Below are 16,401 nucleotides of genomic sequence, written 5' to 3' on the forward strand. Positions count from 1 at the left end.
TTCTCCAATATAATTAAAGTACCAAGCCGATAAGCTATTGTAATTTACGTCAGCAAACCTCTATATCACCTTCTTATCACCTCTAAATGCATTTTATCGATAACTTCCTTATCAAAGCTATCCAAATAAATATTGGTAATCTTGTTACCATACTCATGCCCCATTGCTTCTGCAATTAATTCATTAGAATATCCTAATCTTTTAGCTGAGGTAGCCCATGTATGCCTTGCCACATAAGTTGTCACCATATCACCACCAACTCTTTTTAAAAATTTATTTGTGGTTTTAATCCACTGATATATTAGCTTCTTACTTTCTAATGTGTCTTCTTCAATTGAATTTGGCAGCACAGGGAGTAAATATTTGTTCTCGGTTTTTGAATAAACGTTTAGGATTGTATAGGCTTGGCTGAAGAGTTTAATACTGTATAATTTATGTGTTTTTCTTCTTCTAAATTCTACTCGGCCATTTACTACATTCTTACTAGTTAGATAAGCTAAGTCAGTAAATGAGATGCCTATTAGGTAAAAGCTTAAGAGGAAGTAATTACGGGCATGCCATTCCTTAGAGCCTACTTTTAATGGTAAGTTCTCAATAGTATGGATGTCTTGCTTTGTAATGGCTCTTTTTGCCGTCTTTTCAGTTTTTATGGTAGTATCATGGAATGGATAGTGTGATCTATCAATAATTTTAGCTTTTATAGCTTTATTATAAATAGCTCTTATAGTCCTAAGGTAATTGCTGATCGAATTAATTTTAACCTCACTTGATAGTAAGTGATTTTTAAATTCATCTAATAACTGATAGTTTATTTCAATGAACTTCAGATTTGGATTAGTATACTTGATTAGTCTATTTGTTGCCGTTTTATAGACAATTGCATTTCCAATCTTTTTTGATTTGTATAGATCAGCTATTAACTTATCCGCATAGGTTTTAAATGAAGGTAAAATAGGTTTAGCTTTTTTTATCTCAGACGATGAATTAATACATTGTTTTAAAGTATCAAAACTAAAATTACCATCTTCTACTAAATCCTTAATAGCTTTTTGGATTTGATAAAACTTCTTGCTTAGCGCGGTATTTAATAACAAGGCATTGGGGTGATTTTTTCTGATAGTTCTCTGTTCAATATCCCACATATCTGCTAATACGGATGTGCCAAATTGTATGTAAAGAACTTTTTTTACATCGGTTACCCTAAATGTAATTGGGTAAGTGCCATCAGATTTTTGTCTTCTTGTATCTAATACAATCTTTAACTGTACCATAATTTGAGTGTTATGGTCATAGTTGCATTGTTTTGAGCAGCATGCAGTTTGCAAACTATTTGCAAACCACCACATTCAAGCCATAATAAGATGAGGGAATAGTAAAAGCCTTATTCAAGCAAAAGCCCCTCAGATGATCTCTGAAGGGCTTTTATGAGTGGGAGCAACAGGATTCGAACCTGTGACCCTCTGCTTGTAAGGCAGATGCTCTGAACCAGCTGAGCTATGCTCCCTTGCGTTTGGGATTGCAAATATAGAGCGTTAAAATATTTTACCAAAAAATATTTTAAAAAAGCTTATTATATGCAGATTGTCAGTTAATTAGCTTTTATTTCGGTTGTTTGTGAAGCTGATTTAGGTTAATTATTGGGCCTTCAGGAACGAAATTAATCCTTCCAGCGCCCTTGCGCGGTGACTAATGGCATTCTTTTCGTCCATGCTCATCTCGGCGAAGGTGACGCTGTAGCCGTCGGGCTGGAAGATCGGGTCGTACCCGAAGCCGCCGTTGCCGCTCAATTCGTGTCGAATGCTGCCTTCTACCGTGCCTTCAAAAAAGTGTTCCTGTCCCTGCCACATTAAGGAGATGACAGTGCGGAAACGGGCTTTGCGGTTTGCTTGTCCCTGCAGGTTTTGCAACACCTTGGTTATGTTGGAGGTGTGATCGCCATGCGTACCTGCGTAACGGGCGGAGTAAATGCCCGGTTCGCCGTTCAGCGCGTCAATTTCCAGGCCGCTGTCGTCGCCAAAACAGTCCAGGCCATATTTGTTAAAGATGTAGCGGCTTTTAATAGAAGCGTTCTCGTTAAAGGTCAGGCCGGTTTCTTCAATATCGTCGGTACAGTTGATGTCGGTCAGCGTAAGCAGTTTAAAATCATCGCCCACCTTGGCTGCAACCTCATCCACTTTGTGGCGGTTGTTGGTGGCAAAAACTAATTGATGCGGCATGTATTAAATGGTTTTTACTTGCTCCCAAAAGGCACGGGTGTTCTCTTTGTTGCCCAGCATATCGGTAAAGCTAAAAGTGTATAAAAGCGAGCGGTTGCCAGCGCGAATCACCTGGTTGGTTGGTGGTTGTTTTAATCCCTGCGGCAGGGCGTCTGCACCCATAATCAGGGTGCGCTCGGGTTTAAAATGTTCGCGTATTTCGGCGTAGGTTTTACCCGCATGCTGGTGCAGGTTAAATATGGCAATGTCTGCACGGATAAAGCCTATGCGGCCAAGGGTAGCTTCAAGTGCGTTTAGGTGTGCATCATCCATAAACTCGTGCGCAGGGTAATTTACCAGCACCAAAAATTGTTTGCCAAAGCCGCCCAGGTACTTAAATGCTGATGCCGGCGTTTGAGTGGCAGGTTGGGGCACAACTGGTATTTGCACTATTGGTTGCGGAGGAGTGATGTTGATCACAGGCTCTGCAACAATCGGCGCAGGTGTTTCAGTAATGTTTACGGCTTGCTCCGCTGCCGGTGCAGTAACCTGTATAGGGGCTTCTGCAATTGGTTCTGGCAATGGGGCGGTAGAGTCAGTAATGGCGAAAGCGGGCTTTTCGTTGCGCAGCAGGTACACATCATCGGGCAAAATATAGCGCAGGGCAAGCGGGTTTTCGACTAGCATTTTTTAACAAATTTTAACCAAAAATAGTTAAAGCAATTGAGGCTTTATCAGCATATTCGCAACAAATATTTAGCGTAGCCGCGTTTTGGCGTGTGTTATGACTTCATAATCAAATAATTTTACGAAATTCGTGGGCTTTGTTGGCCGGTAACGGCCTGCATCAGCATAAAGAAGGATACATGAGAAAGTTTGGCATAGCCGTTTTAAGTTTAGTTTTATTTGCATCGGTAGCGCACGCACAACGTGTGTTAGATAAAGTGGCCGCGGTAGTGGGCAGCAGCATCATTTTACAGTCTGATATTGAATCTACATACGCGCAGTACATTTTGCAGGGGCAGCAAATGCAGCCGGCTTTCAAATGTCAGCTGTTGCAACAACTGGTTACCCAAAAACTGTTGGCCCAACAAGCCGTAATTGACTCTGTTGATGTAAAAGACGACGAGGTAGATAACGAGGTAGAGCGCCGTATGCGTGGCATGATTCAGCGTGCCGGTGGCCAGGAGCGCCTGGAGCAATTCCTGAACCGCTCGGTTATCCAGTATAAAGACGAGATCCGTCCGGACATTAAAGAGCAAATGATCGCTCAGCGTATGCAGCAAAAAATTACCGAAAAGGTAAGCGTTACGCCAATGGACGTGAAGAAATTTTATGAAGGCATCCCTAAAGATAGTTTGCCATTGTACAACAAAGAAGTTGAAGTGGGGGTGATTGCCTTTAACCCTTCCCTTACCAAAGAAGAAAAAGAAATTTACCGCCAGAAACTGGAAGATATCCGCGCACGCATTAAAGCCGGTGCCGATTTTGGCAACATGGCTACCCTGTACTCGCAGGATACCGGTTCTGCTCCTGATGGTGGCGATTTGGGTTTCCAGGATCGTTCTGGCTTAGTAAAAGAGTTTAGCGCTATGGCATTCAAGCTTAAAGCTGGTGAAGTTTCGCCGGTGTTTGAGACTGAGTACGGTTTCCACATTTTGCAGGTAATTGAGCGTCGTGGCGAGCAGGTGCATGCACGTCATATCCTGATTATTCCGCAGAGCACCCCAACAAGTTTAGATCGCAGCAAATCAAAGGCTGATAGCGTTTATAACCTGATCACCCGAAACAAAAAGATTGATTTCTCAAGCGCAGCATCTTTTTACTCTGATGATAAAGACACCAAGTTTAACGGTGGTATGATGCTGAACCTGGAAAACGTACAAAACCGCTCTACTTATATCCCGACTGACAGATTAGATCCGCAGGTGGCTGCCGTGGTTGATACCATGAAGGTGGGCGAGATTGCCAAGCCATTTATCTACGCAGATCAGGCCGGTAAAAAAAGCTACCGCATTCTGTACCTGAAATCGGTAACAGAGGCGCATAAAGCAAACCTGGCGCAAGATTTCCCTCGTTTGAAAGAGATTGCACAAGACGATAAGGTTAACCGTACCGTTAGCGAGTGGTTTGAGAAAAAACGCAAAGAAACCTTCATTCGCATAGATCCTGAGTACGCGCAGTGTAAACAATTGAAAGATTGGTCTACCACTGCTACCGCATCATCTACCGCAAAAACAAACTGATAACACTATGCAGCACCGCACCGATGTTGAAGCCGCCGACGCTTTGAAACATGCCTACGGGCAGATAAAAGCAGAAATTGGTAAAGTAATTATCGGGCAGGATGACGTAGTGAAATCTGTGCTGATCTCTATTTTTAGTAACGGGCATTGTTTGCTGGTGGGCGTGCCGGGGCTGGCCAAAACCCTGCTGGTGCAAACCGTAGCGCAAGTGCTTGATCTGGAGTTTAACCGCATCCAGTTTACACCCGATCTGATGCCGTCTGACATTATTGGTTCAGAAATTCTGGGTGAGGATCGCAATTTTAAATTTATTAAAGGCCCGGTGTTCTCCAACATCATTCTGGCCGATGAGATAAACCGTACGCCACCAAAAACACAGGCTGCCCTGCTGGAAGCCATGCAGGAGAAAGCAGTGACCGCCGCTGGTGTTACCCACAAACTGGCGCAGCCTTTCTTTGTACTGGCCACCCAGAACCCTATTGAGCAGGAAGGCACTTACCCGCTGCCCGAAGCACAGTTAGACCGTTTTATGTTTAACGTAGCGCTGGATTACCCAACTTTTCAGGAAGAACTACTGGTGGTAAAAAACACCACCGGCGGTAACAAGGCTGAGGTAAGCAAGGTGCTGAATGCCGAGCAGATTATCTACTTTCAGCAACTGGTGCGCAATATCCCGGTGACCGACCATGTGTTGGAGTATGCCGTGAAACTGGTGAGCAAAACCCGCCCGCAAAGTGAGTTTGCTCCCGCACAGGTGAAACGTTTGCTAAATTGGGGCGCCGGTCCGCGCGCTTCGCAGTTTTTGATACTGGGGGCTAAGTGCCATGCTGTCATCAACGGTAAATACTCGCCGGATATTGAAGATGTGCAGGCAGTAGCCAAACCTATCCTAAGGCATCGCATTGTACGCAGTTACCACGCCGAAGCCGAGGGCTTGACCGCCGATGATATTATTACGCAGCTGTTTTAAGCTGATATACATGAAGCGCCTTAACCGAGGCGCTTTTTTTATGATGATTGTTGTTAGGTAGCTTTCAGGGATTTAAAACATCTTTTTGCCTGGTGTTTGGTTTTTAATTTTAACTTTTACATTTTGACTTATTATGTCATCCCACCACATCATCCGCGAAAAACAAGAACCCGCATTACTCATACTCAGTCTGGAAGATTTTCCTGATGACTGGCTGGGCCAACTGCTGGAATGGAGCCCCACGGTATTGGCTGCCGCCGATGTGGCCGAGAGTCTCCAATGTCAGGACATTAAGGTGGACATTATTTTAGGTGCTGATGTGTTGCCCGCCCAGGAACATGTCAATCCAGTAACCACCACGGTTGAAGACGTGTTGATTACCGGCCTGCAGCTGCTTAAAACAGAGGGTTATCCTGCTGTTAATATTGTTTCCAATAGATTTAATGCTGATGCTATTCGCTCGTTTTTGCCGGCGCTGGATGTGGTTGTTTATCACCAGCAGCAAAAAATTGTCGCTATACGTTCTGGATTTAGCAAATGGCTGCCCGCCGGCCGGGTTGTACGTATTCTGGAACACTTGCCTAATTTAGTGTACACTAATTTGGCCGGGGTGGCCCCTGATGTTTATAAAATAGTACAAGACGGCCTGTTTTCTATCAGTTTTGATGGCGATTACTTGTTTATAGCCGAAGAGCTCTAATGGCTACGCGATGGTTTTTTCACCATTGTTTATAAAAATTTCATGGGTTACTTCTCGCACAAGACAAAATTTGGCGGTCCTGCAATTTAACCTATAAGTAAGGGTATCAGTCTGGAAACTATGTGGTTGAAATAGGCACAAAAAGAAAAAGCCCCGCAGACTTGCTCCGCGGGACTTTCAACCTAAACCTTATCACAATTAAACTGGTAAGTTTACCAGTTCGAATAGAATAATACAATTAACGTACCAAAAACGGCTATGCCAAAAATTTCATGAAAAAAGGATGAAATTTTCTACTTAAACGTTTTCGTAACTTTTATCACACACTTTCCACTGCCCTCTTCCGCCGGCGCAGCCATGTATCAGTTAAAAACAGGGCAACTACCACGTCAAATAACACAAAGCATTTTAAGAATACCCCGTTAAGGTGTTGACTGATAGTGTTTTGAAAGCTGATATTTAGGGTCGGTAAATTGCCGGGTGCGCTTTGGCTCGTTCCCAAACTGCCTACTATAATAATCAATAGCGCTACAATAGTGAGTATGAAAAACACTGAAATAAAGCGTATTACGCGCGCATTGATGCTAGCTTTCAAAGGTTTTAAAGCTGCTTCGGCGCGGATGGTTTCCATTACGTTATAAGTGAAGGCCATTGGCGGTTCATCTAACTCTAGTTGGCCAAACTCCTGGTGCAGGCGCAACAATTCCTCATATTGTAGTCGCAATTGCTCATCTTGTACTATTTGGTGTGCAATTTCGTCATGCTCCTGCGGTGTGCAGGTGCCATCAATATAGGCCCACAGTTTTTCTTCTATGTTGCTCATATCAGTTCGTTTACTTCGTTTTTAAGCATGCGTTCCAGTTTTTCTTTCAAACGCTGGCGCGCTCTGAATAATTTTACTTTCACAGTGCCGGTTTCCATATTCATAGTGTCGGCTATTTCTTCCAGCGATTGCTCGCCATTATAGAACAAGGTAATAATGGCAGCATCATCAGGCAGCAATTGTTCAATGGCCATATTGAGATAGTAGGATCGCGACTTACGCTCGGCCAGGTTATTATCAAAACTGCCGGAGCGGTCTGCCACCTGTATAAATGTATCCTCATCATCTATAGAATCCGTTGCCACGCGTTTTTTACGCAGATGCGTCATGGCCGATGTATATACAATGCTATACAACCAGGTACTGAATTTTGACTGCTGCTGAAAGCTACTTAATGACCGGTAGGCCTTCACAAAGCAATCTTGCGCCACTTCTTCGGCATCCTCGCGGGTTTTTACAAAACGCAAAGCCAGTGTAAATACAAAGCGCTGGTGTCGCTTCACCAGATTGGCATAAGCCGACTGGTTGCCACCCAGGGTGTGCGCTATCAATTCTATATCAGAAAGCTTGCTTTGCATTACTAACCACTCTGACGCAGTAAAGGGATAAGGGGTTACACTAATTTATTGATTTTTTAGCGGCATAGAGTAGTTTAGTTAAATCTCCGCCGAAGGCACTATCTTTACCCCACATGAAAAAACTCATCCGCAGTTTTGGTTATGCCTTTAAAGGCTTTGGGTACGCGGCGGCTACGCAACTTAACTTCAGAATCCATGTGGTGGCTATGCTGACGGCTTGCTTGCTGGGGTATGCCTTACACATTTCTGCCGGCGAGTGGATGTGGGTGATGTTGTGCGTGGCCTTGGTCATCTCGGCAGAACTGATTAATACCGCTATCGAAGTGCTGACCGACCTGGTATCACCTGAGTACAACGCCAAGGCCGGGCACGTAAAAGACGCGGGAGCCGCGGCTGTATTGATCATCGCCATTTTTGCGCTGGGTGTAGGGTTGATTATTTTTCTGCCGAAAATTATAGCGCTCATCCATGCTGCATAAAACCCGTGGCATCGTTTTTAAAGTGACCGATTATGGCGAGACCAGCGTAATTGTTCAGCTTTATACCGAGGCTTTCGGCTTGCAATCGTACATCATCAACGGGGTAAATAAGCCGCGTGCAAAGGTGAGTCGTAATATGTTGCAGCCGTTGCATCTGCTTAGCCTGGTGGTTTATCATAAGCCCAATGGCGGCATCCAGCGCATCTCTGAGCTGAAACCGCTGCCCGTGCTGCAAAGCATTCCCTATGATGTAATTAAAACCAGCATCGCGCTGTTTCTGAACGAGGTGCTCTACAAATCGGTTAAACAGCAAACGGACGACGAGGCGCTGTTCAATTTCATATTTTACGCCATAGAACTGCTGGATAATACCGACGATAACCTGGCCAACTTTCACCTGGTGTTTCTGCTCCGACTGAGCCGGCACCTGGGCTTCTACCCCGATAAAAATAAACCCGAAGGTGCCGACTACTTTGATCTGAAAAATGGCACGTTCAGTCGTTACAAGCCTGAGAGCTGGCTGTACCTGTCGCCGCCACATACCCAAAACTTTTACGATCTGCTGCAACTCAACTTTGAGAACTTAGGCAACATCCGCCTGAAAAATGACGAACGCCGCTACCTGCTGGATAAGCTGCTGGAGTATTATGCGCTGCACATTGAGGGGTTCGGTCACATCCGCTCGCACGAGGTGCTGGAAGAGATTTTAAGTTGATTAAAATCGCCTTTTTTTTGGGGCGATAGCCAATTGTGTCATTGCGAGGAACTAAGCAAGCTACGCGAAAAACATGTCATGCTGAGTAATAGAATTCCTGCTTTCGGGACTATGAAGGTGAAATGACGTTATTAGCCGTTAACCAACAGCGTCGGGCTTCTGGTGAAAGCGGGCAGCACAAGAAGGGTTTGTGTGGTGGCAGAGGGCATTCAATTGCCGCCTGAAGCGCAGGGCTTGCGCGGAGCGACAGCAGGGGCGGTAATTGCGGCCCTGTGGTGCTGACTGATTTGCAGGGTATGGCTCTGTGCGGCAAAGAAGCCATTACGCTGTTAAGCGCTTTGGTTACTTTGGTGCCTCAAACGGCGAAGCCTTCTTGAGTGCCTTTAAGAAGCAAATTATACTACGAAAAACTAACAGCCCTCCGGCGGCGACTGAGCCGGACTGACGCTCAACATCAGCACTTACTTTACCCACAAAGTACAACATGTCATGGGTAGCCCCGTCGAAGCATGGTGGGTGGGCCTCTCCGCGCGAGTCTTCGACAAGCTCAGACTGACAGCCCTCTCGTTTGTCATTGCACTTTCATAGTCCCACCGTCGGGATTCTATCGCTCAGAATGACATAGTCAATTTGTTTATCACGCAAACTTCTTCACCGTCTCGGTAATATGCGCCAGGTGATGGCGGCTGTGCCAGGCATACATAGCAATTACCTGCTTTAAAGGTGCAGTAGTTTTTGATTCAGGGTGATAATAGGTGCGCTCCAGATCAGATTCAGTTAAATTTTCCAGTAAGATTACTAGTTTACCATGTAGGCTTTCCAATAAGGCCAATGATGGTTCTATGTCTAAACTATACTCCGGTAGTTGCGCAAAGGCGGTTTCATTATACGGTTTAATGGTTGGATTATCTTCTGTAAGTGCCCATTTAAAACGCAACATTGCACTGAGGTGGCTGTCTGGCACGTGATGGACCACCTGGCGTAGTGTCCACCCCTCTTTACGGTAAGGCGTGTTAAGCTGAGCGTCAGTTAATCTGGCGGTAGCCGCACGCATTTGGGCAGGCAGGTTGCGCAGTACGTCAATCCATTCTTTAATTAGTTGAGGTGTATAGGTTTGCGGCGTTTCAAATTTCCCGATAGGGTAGCGCATCTGTTCGTCGGTAAGCATAGGTATTTTAATCTTTCTTGGTGTCAGGTTTAACCATTGTTGGCGCCATGCTAAATTAACTGTTATCAATCAGTCTAAAACAAAATCCCTGTGGTTTATTGTAATGATAGTAGTGTACTTTAGGCTATTATTTTTTGCGTAACATAATGGTTAACCCTAATTTACGTTTTACAGATGTTATTTTTACCCCATGACTAAAAAACTCCCGGTTCTGCTTTTTATCCTGTTTTTTGTTGCCACCACTTTTGCCGAAACCATTAAAACCAACGTTTTGGTTGTGGGCGGTACGGCCAGTGGCACGGCTGCTGCGGTACAAAGTGCACGCAGTAAGGTAAAGACGATGCTGATAGAACCTGGCCCTTGGTTGGGTGGTGAGATGACTGCCGGTGGTATGTGCATACTGGAGGGCAACAAAACGATGCCCTCGGGCGTGTGGGGCGAGTTTAGAAGCAAGGTTAACGAGTTTTACCGTCATCAACCCGGGTTTGATACCAGTGCAACTGCGCCCGTGCGCTTTGAGCCCTTTGTGGGAGCCGCCATATTAAAGAAGCTTTGTGATACGGTAAAAAACCTCACCGTAAAATTAAAAACGCCTTACACTGATGTAAAGAAAGATGGCGATGGCTGGGAAGTAACCGTTACCATCGATAACAAACCGGTAACTATAAAAGCCAAGGTATTGGTGGATGCCACCCCATGGGCAGATCTGGCCACTAAAGCCGGTGCGGTGATGACCAGCGGATTTGACAGTCGCGCGGAAACCGGCGAAGCCCTGGCCCCAGAAAAAGCGCTGCCGCTGATTGAAGACGTAACCTGGGTTGCCGTGGTAAAAGATTACGGCAAAACCGCCCACTACCTGATGCCTAAGCCCGAAGATTATGATCCTTCACGTTATGCCTGCCTGAAGGGTATGGATATTAACAAAATGCTGCAAGGTGCCAAACTGCCCAATAGCAAATACATGATTAAGTGGGGCGAGTGCGCCAATAGCTACGGCATAACGGTAGAAGATCTATCGCCAGAGAAGCGCGAGGCTTTCTATAAGAAGCTGCGCCTGCATACCATGGGCATGATCTATTTTTTGCAGAATGAGATGGGCTTTAAAAACATTGGGATTGATGACCGTGAGTTTGGATCGTCAGATAACTTGCCCTATATCCCATTTATTCGTGAGTATCGCCGCATGACCGGCGACGTACGCATGACACTGAATGAGATTTATACGCCATACGCTAACAACCTGTACCGTACCAGCATTGGCGTAGGCGACGCGGGCTTTGGTCAGCATTATGAAGATCCGGAAGCACCGAAGACGAATTACCCGCCGCTGCCGGCTTATACCATTCCGCTGGGGGCAATCGTTTGTCGCAACGTTACCAATTTATTTGTGACCGAGAAAGGCATGTCAACCACGCACCTGGTCAATGCCAGTACATTCTATCCGTCTGTACAAATGACGTTGGGGCAAGGTGTAGGTGCCGCCGCTGCCTATTGCGTATTTTTTGAAAAGACTACTAAAACGCTTGATGTGCGCACCATTCAAACCGAGATACTGGATTATCATGGGATGCTTTACTCTTTTGCCGATGTGCCCGTAACCGATAAATATTTCCGCTCGCTGGAGCAGATCAGCGCCACCGGATTAATTAAGCTGGTGCAGGAGACTAAGGGTCGCACGGCTCAAACTCTGTTTAAGCCGGACTCGGTAATCAGTACAGCAGATGTAAAACCTATGCTGATGGATCTGTACACCCGTGCCTTTATCTGGTTTGGTAGAAACAAGCCAGGGGAACAGTTTACCGTAGCCAATCTGTTATCCTTCATCTGCGACCAGACGCTTACTGACCCAAAATCATTCCAGATGATGATGCAAAATCAATGGCAGGACGTCTACAAATTCAGTAAGCCGTTTGATATGGATCGCCCCTGCACACGTTACGAGTTTGCGGTGCTGATGAACAAATACGTTAATCCGTTTAAAACTAAAGTTGACGTGAACGGTAAGGTAGTGAATTGATCTGCTCCGCATGTCAACAATACCCACTTGCGCCTGTTAGATAAATATGCCTGGCAAAGTTGCTCATACCGGTACTTTTATTGCTCTGGCGGTTTTAGGCTGTTGGGTGGCGGGTACCGTTGTGTTGATGCAATGGCATTTTAGCTTTGCCAATCCGCTGGTTTATTTGCTGGTGTTGGTGCAAATGCATTTGTATACGGGCCTGTTTATTACCGCGCATGATGCCATGCATGGCACCATCTCTCCCAACAAGTCTGTCAACAATATCATCGGTTACTGCTGTACGTTTTTGTATGCCGCGTTTTGGTACCCGCGATTGTATGTAAAGCACCATCAGCATCATCGACATGTGCATACCACACAGGATCCAGATTATTATGACGGCAGCTTTTGGCGCTGGTATTTCCAGTTCATGAAGAACTATCTTTCTATCTGGCAAATCATCTGGATGGCAGTGTTGTTCAATATTCTTAAAATATGGATCCCACAGCCCAACCTGCTTTTGTTTTGGGTGGCACCATCATTACTAAGCACGCTGCAACTGTTTTACTTCGGCACCTATCTGCCTCACCGTGGCGAGCATGATAACGTGCACCAATCGCGCAGCCAAAAACGCAATCACGCGTGGGCTTTTATATCCTGTTATTTCTTTGGGTACCATTATGAGCACCATGACTCGCCGGATACGCCGTGGTGGTTACTGTGGCGACACCCCTCTAAATCTCCTCAAAGGGGAGATTTTTGAAGAAAGACAGACAACTTTGTCATTGCGGGGAACGCCGGGGCGCGTGCGTAAGGGTGACGAAACTCAGGGCTTCCCGCTCAACCCTGTTCGCACTTGACAATGTTTTTATATGGTATGATGTCCTGCTTGCCAATTAAGCCCTCGCCTTTGGAGAGGGTTTGGGTGAGGTTAACTATCTTTGCACGATGATCATCAACGTATTGCTGAAGAAAGGCAAAGAAAAAGCCGTACTGCAACGCCATCCCTGGGTATTTTCAGGAGCGATAGAAAAACTGAAAGGTAACCCTGCCAATGGCGATATTGTGCGCCTGGCCGATATTAAAGGGCAGTTTCTGGCCTGGGGCTTTTATAATGATCAGTCGCGCGTGGCGGTACGTTTGCTGGAGTGGGACGAAAATACAGCGGTTGATGACAATTGGTTTCGTGCCAAAGTTAAGCAGGCGGTTGACAGCCGTGCCCATTTGCTGGCCGATAAAACCACCGATACCTGCCGATTGATTTTTAGCGAAGCCGATTACCTGCCCGGCCTCATTGTTGATAAATATGCCGATTACCTTTCGGTACAGGTGCTCACCTCGGGCATGGAAAAACGCATGAGCGTTATTATTGACGAACTGCAAAAGCTACTCAACCCGAAAGGCATTTTTGATAAAAGCGATGCCGGCGCCCGCGCCCACGAGGGTATGGAAGCATCGCACGGTGTATTGGCCGGTGAAGCCCCGCCCGAACTGGTGGAGGTAAAAGAGAATGGCATCACCTACGGCATCAACATTGCCGAGGGACAAAAATCAGGCTTTTATTGCGATCAGCGTGATAACCGCCGCATCCTGGCCGGCTTTGCCGCAGGCAAATCTGTGCTGGATTGTTTTTGCTATACCGGCGGCTTCACGCTGAATAGTTTGCACCAGGGGGCAGCATCAGTAACCAGCGTAGATAGCTCTGCCCTGGCCATTGATACATTGAAAAAGAACATCGCCCTCAATAACCTGCCTGCCGATAAACACCGCGCCATCCAATCAGACGTCAACAAACAACTCCGCGCCTTCCGCGAGGCTCGCGAAACGTTTGACGTTATTGTGCTCGACCCGCCTAAATATGCACCATCACGTTCGGCCTTAGACCGCGCTGCACGTGCTTATAAAGATTTGAACCGATTAGGCATGCTACTCCTTAACAGGGGTGGCCTGCTGGCTACCTACTCCTGCTCTGGCGCTATGGATATGGAGGCATTTAAACAGGTATTGGCCTGGGCCGCGTTGGACGCTGGCAAGCAGGTGCAGTTTATCTACCAGTTCTGCCAGCCAGAAGACCATCCGGTGCGCTCATCGTTCCCTGAAGGGGAGTATTTGAAGGGATTGTTGTGCCGGGTATTTTAAAGAACCCGGATTTAACGAAAATTTAGAATTTACAGGATACCTCGTAGAGCCACATATTTGTGGCTCTTATTCATATGTGCGGCGGCCTAAACGTGCAATTGGGCCTTCGCGCGCCCTTCGACGGAGCTCAGGATGACATCCGATGCGCATAAAATCGAATCAAAGAAAGGCGAGGGTGTCATATTGAGCGCTGTCGAAACTCGTACGGTGGTCTAAACGAGCTTAATGAGCCACAAATATGTGGCTCTACATTGTATCCTGTAAATCCTAAAAATCCTGGTTTAAATTCCTTCCCTTTTCCTCAAAAACCACTCTACACTCAGCAGTGCCAGTATCAGGAAGAAAACCAGTTTGGAGTCAATCAAATCGCTGTAGCGTTTATCTTCATAAACCACCGTTTTGATGTTCTCATTCTTGCGGATGAGTTTGGCCAGCTCGCTGATTTGCGATGGCTGCAGCATTTGTCCGCCAGATTGTTTGGCCAGCGCGTAAAGCAACTGATGATTGGCGGTGCTTTGACGGGTTTCCAGGTTAAGGGCTTTGATGGTGAACTGTCCGCGGGCGGTTTGTGGTTTATCGCCCAGTTTTACGGTGGCAGTATAAGTATACTCGCCAGCTGGAAGTACGCCCGCATCGAGTTGATAGCTTTGCCCCGCGCGACTGAAAAGAAAACTGAAATTCTTGCCTGCATCATTTTGCAGGTTGATTTTCACGTCAGGGGTATTGGTCAGTTCAAGGGCATCATTGTAAAGCTCTGCATTGATCAATACATTCTCTCCCTCATCAAATACCGCTTTAGCCGGATACACCCTGAACCGCTGCTGACCGGCATTGGCGGTTAAATACTGCACCGCCTGACTAAACAGGTCTTCCACCGCATGGTGACTGCCGTAGGCCTGAAACTCTGACAGCTGCCAGCGCCAGATACCCTCGGCGGCCAGCACTGCCTCGCGGCGACCGCCCTCATCACCAAAAACCAGCAGCGGGTATTTGGTAACGATGTTGCCTATCCGTTGGTTCATAAACACCGTAGCGCCACCAGCAGCTTTAAAACTGCCGAAAGGAGCCAGCAGCGGAGGGAAAAGCTTGAGCTTTTGCTGCGTAGAGTCGGCCAGGGTGAACAATGCAAAACCATCAGCCGGTTGGGCAAAAACCTCTTGTACATCAGTCCGATCAGCGTTAATCTGTAATAACTTTTCTGAATTATTGAGTGTGCTGAGGTCGGTTTGTGTGCCGGCTATGTACCAAACAGGTACGCGGGTTTTAGCCACCTGTGCGGCCAGTGTTCCGGTTGGTTGGTAGCAAATCACCAGGCTATAGTCGTTCCATTTGGTGGCAGCGGTCACCTCGTCAGCACGCAGGGTTTTCAGTTCGTAGTTCTGATTGCTCTCGATGGCCTGTTTGATTGCCGTGATATCAGGATGTGGTGCGCTGTATACCAGCAAAATCTTCTGTCGGGCGTCAAGCACTTCCACATAAATGGTCTCGGTGTTGTTTTGAGTGGAAATTTCGTTCTTTATCGGCGCAATGCTGAAAGTGAATTTGTGCACGCCCTTTTTATCGGCATTCAATTTTAAGGTTACTGCCTTGCGAAAGGTGTTGTCGGTCACTGCAATTTGTTGGCTGCCAATAGGGCGACCGTCTTCAGTAATAATCAAATGCATTTGCTCGCCCTTGCTTTGGTTGGCGGCAGTGAGTACTTCTACCTCAAAATCATTCCCCAGAAAAGCGGTTTTATTATAATTTACGTTGGCAATCAATAAATCGCGGCGGGCAATGGTGTCACCAAGGGCAATGGTGTAAATACTGGTTTTAAGGTTGCGCGCCTCGTATTGTGGGTCGGCACCGTGATTATAAAGGCCATCGGTTGCCAATACCAGCGCACCGATATTCTGGTTCACAAAACGATCATTCAGTTGATGGATGGCGGCGGCAATGTCCGTCTGTTTGCCGTTGTAGGTGGTCGAGAAGTCATCATGTAGGTTGCCGTCAAAGTTGAACGTACGTACATCATAATCATCGCCCAAATCTTTTTTCAAGGCTGATAGTTGCTGCTCCATTTGCTGCGGATCAAAGCCCTGCGCCCGGAAATCTTTGATGGATGATGAATTATCCTGCGCAATCAGCACCAACGGCTTTTGCGGCTCATAGTTTACGGCCTTAATCATGGGCGATACCAGCAGCCAGGCCGCAATGGCAACGGCTACCGCTCGAAGTACGGCCAATAGATTGCGCATTTGCCGGGTAAGGTTTACCGGGTTACGATAGAGCAACCAGGCGTACAACACGCCCAACAGCAGGCAGACCGGCGTCCACCAACCAGAAACAGAGCCCCATGTAATGGCAAATAATAATGGCATAGGATTATGGCACGGCGGTTGGCGCGAAG

At 46.6% G+C, this 16,401-nt stretch carries 15 protein-coding genes and 1 tRNA gene; 8 read left to right on the forward strand and 8 right to left on the reverse strand.

Annotation, left to right across the window (positions count from 1 at the left end; genetic code table 11):
• Positions 1-65: 65 nt before the first annotated feature.
• The 4 genes from ABZR88_RS21970 to ABZR88_RS21985 form a co-directional block, all read right to left on the reverse strand.
• On the reverse strand, positions 66-1,271 hold the full coding sequence (locus tag ABZR88_RS21970; RefSeq protein WP_170113682.1) for a site-specific integrase: 1,206 nt from the start codon (positions 1,269-1,271) through the stop codon (positions 66-68).
• A 158-nt stretch (positions 1,272-1,429) separates the two neighbouring features.
• A tRNA-Val gene (locus ABZR88_RS21975) sits at positions 1,430-1,504 on the reverse strand.
• Positions 1,505-1,634: 130 nt separating this feature from the next.
• On the reverse strand, positions 1,635-2,216 hold the full coding sequence (locus ABZR88_RS21980; RefSeq protein WP_107831129.1) for a non-canonical purine NTP diphosphatase: 582 nt from the start codon (positions 2,214-2,216) through the stop codon (positions 1,635-1,637).
• Between the two features lie 3 nt (positions 2,217-2,219).
• Positions 2,220-2,882: a hypothetical protein gene (locus ABZR88_RS21985; RefSeq protein ID WP_107831127.1), complete on the reverse strand. Its 663-nt coding sequence runs from the start codon at positions 2,880-2,882 to the stop codon at positions 2,220-2,222.
• 140 nt (positions 2,883-3,022) lie between these two features.
• Here ABZR88_RS21985 and ABZR88_RS21990 point away from each other — a divergent pair, with 140 nt between their 5' ends.
• From ABZR88_RS21990 to ABZR88_RS22000, 3 genes are all read left to right on the forward strand, one after another.
• On the forward strand, positions 3,023-4,441 hold the full coding sequence (locus tag ABZR88_RS21990; protein WP_369434726.1) for a peptidylprolyl isomerase: 1,419 nt from the start codon (positions 3,023-3,025) through the stop codon (positions 4,439-4,441).
• A gap of 7 nt (positions 4,442-4,448) precedes the next feature.
• Positions 4,449-5,411 (forward strand): MoxR family ATPase, encoded by a 963-nt coding sequence (locus tag ABZR88_RS21995; RefSeq protein ID WP_107831125.1) that lies wholly within the window; start codon positions 4,449-4,451, stop codon positions 5,409-5,411.
• 133 nt (positions 5,412-5,544) lie between these two features.
• Positions 5,545-6,111 (forward strand): thiamine pyrophosphokinase, encoded by a 567-nt coding sequence (locus tag ABZR88_RS22000; RefSeq protein ID WP_107831124.1) that lies wholly within the window; start codon positions 5,545-5,547, stop codon positions 6,109-6,111.
• Positions 6,112-6,430: 319 nt separating this feature from the next.
• Here the strand turns inward: ABZR88_RS22000 and ABZR88_RS22005 are convergent, their stop codons facing one another.
• Both ABZR88_RS22005 and ABZR88_RS22010 read right to left on the reverse strand, forming a co-directional pair.
• The gene (locus ABZR88_RS22005; RefSeq protein WP_107831123.1) at positions 6,431-6,934 is read right to left on the reverse strand and encodes an anti-sigma factor; all 504 of its coding nucleotides are present in this window, start codon (positions 6,932-6,934) and stop codon (positions 6,431-6,433) included.
• Positions 6,931-7,512 (reverse strand): RNA polymerase sigma factor, encoded by a 582-nt coding sequence (locus tag ABZR88_RS22010; protein WP_107831122.1) that lies wholly within the window; start codon positions 7,510-7,512, stop codon positions 6,931-6,933. The genes ABZR88_RS22005 and ABZR88_RS22010 overlap by 4 nt, the downstream gene beginning before the upstream one ends.
• Before the next feature lie 113 nt (positions 7,513-7,625).
• On the opposite strand from ABZR88_RS22010, the gene ABZR88_RS22015 reads away from it, so the two are divergent.
• A complete protein-coding gene (locus ABZR88_RS22015; RefSeq protein WP_107831121.1) occupies positions 7,626-7,991 on the forward strand; it encodes a diacylglycerol kinase family protein in 366 nt (121 codons plus the stop codon).
• Complete coding sequence (recO, locus tag ABZR88_RS22020) at positions 7,981-8,706, forward strand: DNA repair protein RecO (protein WP_107831120.1); 726 nt, start codon at positions 7,981-7,983, stop codon at positions 8,704-8,706. Before ABZR88_RS22015 ends, recO begins: the two co-directional genes overlap by 11 nt.
• A gap of 637 nt (positions 8,707-9,343) precedes the next feature.
• Here recO and ABZR88_RS22025 read toward each other — a convergent pair.
• Positions 9,344-9,874 (reverse strand): YfiT family bacillithiol transferase, encoded by a 531-nt coding sequence (locus tag ABZR88_RS22025; protein ID WP_107831118.1) that lies wholly within the window; start codon positions 9,872-9,874, stop codon positions 9,344-9,346.
• Between the two features lie 190 nt (positions 9,875-10,064).
• Here ABZR88_RS22025 and ABZR88_RS22030 point away from each other — a divergent pair, with 190 nt between their 5' ends.
• The 3 genes from ABZR88_RS22030 to ABZR88_RS22040 all read left to right on the forward strand — a co-directional run bounded on the left by ABZR88_RS22030 (position 10,065) and on the right by ABZR88_RS22040 (position 14,012).
• Positions 10,065-11,891 (forward strand): FAD-dependent oxidoreductase, encoded by a 1,827-nt coding sequence (locus ABZR88_RS22030; protein ID WP_107831116.1) that lies wholly within the window; start codon positions 10,065-10,067, stop codon positions 11,889-11,891.
• Between the two features lie 46 nt (positions 11,892-11,937).
• Entirely contained in the window at positions 11,938-12,636 is a 699-nt protein-coding gene (locus tag ABZR88_RS22035; RefSeq protein ID WP_107831114.1) for a fatty acid desaturase, read from the forward strand.
• A gap of 188 nt (positions 12,637-12,824) precedes the next feature.
• Positions 12,825-14,012, forward strand: a complete 1,188-nt coding sequence (locus tag ABZR88_RS22040) for a class I SAM-dependent rRNA methyltransferase (protein ID WP_107831141.1) — start codon at positions 12,825-12,827, stop codon at positions 14,010-14,012.
• Positions 14,013-14,293: 281 nt separating this feature from the next.
• Here ABZR88_RS22040 and ABZR88_RS22045 read toward each other — a convergent pair whose 3' ends face one another.
• Positions 14,294-16,372 carry a VWA domain-containing protein gene (locus ABZR88_RS22045; RefSeq protein ID WP_107831112.1) on the reverse strand — a complete coding sequence of 693 codons (2,079 nt, stop codon included), beginning with the start codon at positions 16,370-16,372 and terminating at the stop codon, positions 14,294-14,296.
• Between the last annotated feature and the right edge of the window lie 29 nt (positions 16,373-16,401).

This window comes from Mucilaginibacter yixingensis (assembly GCF_041080815.1).
GTDB classification, from domain to species: Bacteria; Bacteroidota; Bacteroidia; order Sphingobacteriales; family Sphingobacteriaceae; genus Mucilaginibacter; species Mucilaginibacter yixingensis.

Coding starts and splice junctions, on each gene's coding strand:
- ABZR88_RS21970 (WP_170113682.1), bottom strand. CDS start 1,271: ATGGTACAGTTAAAGATTGTATTAGATACAAGAAGACAAAAATCTGAT.
- ABZR88_RS21980 (WP_107831129.1), bottom strand. CDS start 2,216: ATGCCGCATCAATTAGTTTTTGCCACCAACAACCGCCACAAAGTGGAT.
- ABZR88_RS21985 (WP_107831127.1), bottom strand. CDS start 2,882: ATGCTAGTCGAAAACCCGCTTGCCCTGCGCTATATTTTGCCCGATGAT.
- ABZR88_RS21995 (WP_107831125.1), top strand. CDS start 4,449: ATGCAGCACCGCACCGATGTTGAAGCCGCCGACGCTTTGAAACATGCC.
- ABZR88_RS22000 (WP_107831124.1), top strand. CDS start 5,545: ATGTCATCCCACCACATCATCCGCGAAAAACAAGAACCCGCATTACTC.
- ABZR88_RS22005 (WP_107831123.1), bottom strand. CDS start 6,934: ATGAGCAACATAGAAGAAAAACTGTGGGCCTATATTGATGGCACCTGC.
- ABZR88_RS22010 (WP_107831122.1), bottom strand. CDS start 7,512: ATGCAAAGCAAGCTTTCTGATATAGAATTGATAGCGCACACCCTGGGT.
- ABZR88_RS22015 (WP_107831121.1), top strand. CDS start 7,626: ATGAAAAAACTCATCCGCAGTTTTGGTTATGCCTTTAAAGGCTTTGGG.
- recO (WP_107831120.1), top strand. CDS start 7,981: ATGCTGCATAAAACCCGTGGCATCGTTTTTAAAGTGACCGATTATGGC.
- ABZR88_RS22025 (WP_107831118.1), bottom strand. CDS start 9,874: ATGCTTACCGACGAACAGATGCGCTACCCTATCGGGAAATTTGAAACG.
- ABZR88_RS22030 (WP_107831116.1), top strand. CDS start 10,065: ATGACTAAAAAACTCCCGGTTCTGCTTTTTATCCTGTTTTTTGTTGCC.
- ABZR88_RS22035 (WP_107831114.1), top strand. CDS start 11,938: ATGCCTGGCAAAGTTGCTCATACCGGTACTTTTATTGCTCTGGCGGTT.
- ABZR88_RS22045 (WP_107831112.1), bottom strand. CDS start 16,372: ATGCCATTATTATTTGCCATTACATGGGGCTCTGTTTCTGGTTGGTGG.